The sequence below is a fragment of the Psychrobacillus sp. genome, from assembly GCF_056205495.1.
In genome coordinates this window covers 1-2,934 of sequence record NZ_JBAEAP010000562.1, presented here as the reverse complement: position 1 = coordinate 2,934, position 2,934 = coordinate 1, and the positions used below count along the sequence as shown (strand labels likewise).

General features: G+C 37.6%; 3 protein-coding genes. 2 read left to right on the top strand and 1 reads right to left on the bottom strand.

Translation table 11 applies throughout. From position 1 onward, the window contains the following. Positions 1-184: 184 nt before the first annotated feature. On the top strand, positions 185-1,393 hold the full coding sequence (locus AC06OU_RS15855; protein ID WP_475857061.1) for an oxalate decarboxylase family bicupin: 1,209 nt from the start codon (positions 185-187) through the stop codon (positions 1,391-1,393). A 183-nt stretch (positions 1,394-1,576) separates the two neighbouring features. Here AC06OU_RS15855 and AC06OU_RS15850 read toward each other — a convergent pair whose 3' ends face one another. Continuing rightward, a complete protein-coding gene (locus AC06OU_RS15850) occupies positions 1,577-2,020 on the bottom strand; it encodes an NUDIX hydrolase (protein ID WP_475857059.1) in 444 nt (147 codons plus the stop codon). 137 nt (positions 2,021-2,157) lie between these two features. On the opposite strand from AC06OU_RS15850, the gene AC06OU_RS15845 reads away from it, so the two are divergent. After that, positions 2,158-2,934: AI-2E family transporter (locus AC06OU_RS15845; protein ID WP_475857057.1), on the top strand; the 777-nt coding region annotated here is incomplete at its 3' end.

The following is a 2,934-nucleotide window of genomic DNA, read 5'->3' as shown; positions in this document are numbered from 1 at the left end:
ACATACTTTTTAATATTTTAACATAAATATCCAATTTAAAAGGTTATCATCTTATTTTTCGAACAACGGACAAGCAAGCGTTATTATCATTTCATTACTAGGTTTACTTCCTATCTTTATGTAAATAACTCATTCCCATATGATTTCATATAGTAAATAGAATGTATATGAAGGAGTGAAGAACCTGAGCAATAATAACTTTAACTATGAGGATTTGTTAAGATGTATTCCACCGCAGGATATTCCACAGCCCATTAGAGAGTCGGACGGTGCAGGTGCAACAGACCTGGGTCCAAGAGATATTATCCGTGCAATTGAAAATCCTAATATGCTTGTGCCTCCAGTAACCGACGCCGGAACCGTACCAAATTTAACGTTTTCGTTTTCCGATACAAATATGACATTGAAGCCAGGCGGGTGGTCTAGGGAGATCACAGCTCGTGAATTGCCGGTAGCAACCACTCTTGCTGGAGTGAATATGAGGCTAACTCCAGGAGGCGTTCGTGAACTACATTGGCATAAGGAAGTGGAATGGTCTTATATGCTAGCGGGTAGAGCAAAGATCACAGCTGTAGATGAAAATGGAAAAAACTTTATAGCTGACGTAGGGCCAGGGGATATCTGGTACTTCCCGCCTGGGATTCCCCATTCTATTCAAGGGCTAGAGGAAGGCTGCGAGTTCCTATTGGTATTTGACAACGGGAATTTTTCTGATTTAGATACATTTACTATTTCTGATTGGTTTGCCCATACTCCAAAAGAGGTGCTGTCTGCTAACTTTGGTCTACCAGAAGAAGCCTTCAGAGACATACCAACAACAGAAAAGTATATTTATCAATCCACCGTACCAGGTCCCATAAGTGAAGTAGAGCCTCTTAGCCCTTTTGGAACAAGGAAATTTTCACATTCGTTATTAGAACAAAAACCGATTACCTCACCGGGGGGCTCGGTTAGAGTGGTAGATTCTAGAAATTTCCCCGTTTCTCAGCTTATATCAGCAGCATTAGTTGAAATCCTCCCTGGAGCGATGCGAGAGCTTCATTGGCATCCTAATAATGATGAATTTCAATATTTTCTCACAGGTCAAGGTAGAATGACTGGTTATGCTGCAGATGGAACAGCACGAACCTTTGATGTTCGCTCAGGTAACGTAGGGTATATGCCATTTTGCTATGGTCATTATATCCAAAACACAGGTACGACACCTTTGTGGTATTTGGAAATTTTTAAATCACCGATTTACCAAGATGTGTCTCTTACCCAATGGATGGCTTTAACACCTCCGCAAATTGTTAAGACTAATTTAAATGTAGGCAACGAAGTTATTTCATCTCTACGTAAAACAAAATGGGAAGTGGTAAGGTTTCCTGGGTTTGAATATAAAGAAAAGTAAAAAAGAGGTCAGCATCTCCTAGACGCTGACCTTTTCTTCTCTGTTATAATTGCTATCCAATTTTTCATCTATAAAATAATTGGAGATAATTGAATGACAATCTATTTTTTTAGAAATACTAAAATTATAGAAGTTTCATACATAATACGCGTAGTATTTGTATTGAATGATGTTATTTAGACGTTAATCCAATAACTCGTCCTCTATAAAGGTGCGATAAGATGCTAGGATACCATTCGGTAAGTTATTCGGTGGAAAAAATTGAAGTGAGATAGATTCTAATTCATCCGGTGTAAGTAGGCCTTCATATTCATTCGTTTTGTATACGGTAGTAACCGAATAAAAGGTGTCACCGTTTGGATTTTCTATATAATAATCAGGACCCGAGTAAACTTGGCAAAGTGTCAGTTTTCCAATACGCAAGCCGGTCTCCTCTAAAACCTCTCGATGTGCAGTGTCTTCCAGGCTTTCACCAAGTTCCATTAATCCTCCAGGCAAACCATAAATGCCAGGTGCTCTTTCTTGAAGTAACACTTCATTGTGTTCATTTAGTATTAGGACAACTGAACCAGGCAGTATTAGTGGCTGATGCCCAACATATTGGCGTAATTTTTTATAGTATTCCAAGAGTCTCCCCCTATTCAAGTTAAGAATTATTAACAGTTTACTATAAAAATGGTACGATACGTATAATGATGAAACTTACCTTATGATAATTCGTATATAAGATTATGTTAAACCTACATGGAGGATGTGAAAGTTAGTTGACTAAAAAGCTTTGGTTCCAGGTTGGAACCGCAATATTATTTACTTTATTAATTATTTTTATGTTTATGCAGGTTAAATCAATCTTTTCGCCTTTTCTGACAATTGCCCAGGCTATTTTTATGCCACTGTTATTGGGTGGGGTACTATTCTATTTATCCAGACCACTTCAAAAATGGCTAGAATCGAAAAAATTTCCACGATGGGCTAGTATTATATCAGTATTTGTTGTAATTGGTCTCCTTATTTGGGGATTCATTGCATTATTAAGTCCTGTCCTAACAAAACAGGTGAATGCGTTGGTAGATAATACACCTGAGATGGTAGAAGAGGTAGAGGATTTTGTTAATTATTCCATTTCTCAAAGAAAAAAATTTGGTGAACTGCCAGAGGCAATTCAAACTACGATAGATAGTGCAAGTGGAAAAATAGAAACGATAGCAGTATCTGCAGGTGGTTTGATAGTTAAGTTCGTCCAGAATGTATTCCAAGGAGTATTTTTATTGGTGCTTGTACCATTCTTCCTGGTCTATATGCTGAAGGATCATGAAAAGTTTGTCCCTTTCATTACCCAATTTTTCAAAGGGGAGAAGAAAATTTTTATACGTAAGACTTTGTCAGATATTGATGACACACTTCGCTCTTACGTTCAGGGACAATTGTTTGTTAGTTTCCTAGTGGGAGTTATGCTATTTATCGGATATAGGATAATTGGTCTAGAATACTCCTTACTACTAGCGCTATTTGGGATGATTATGAATGTTATTCCATTCCTA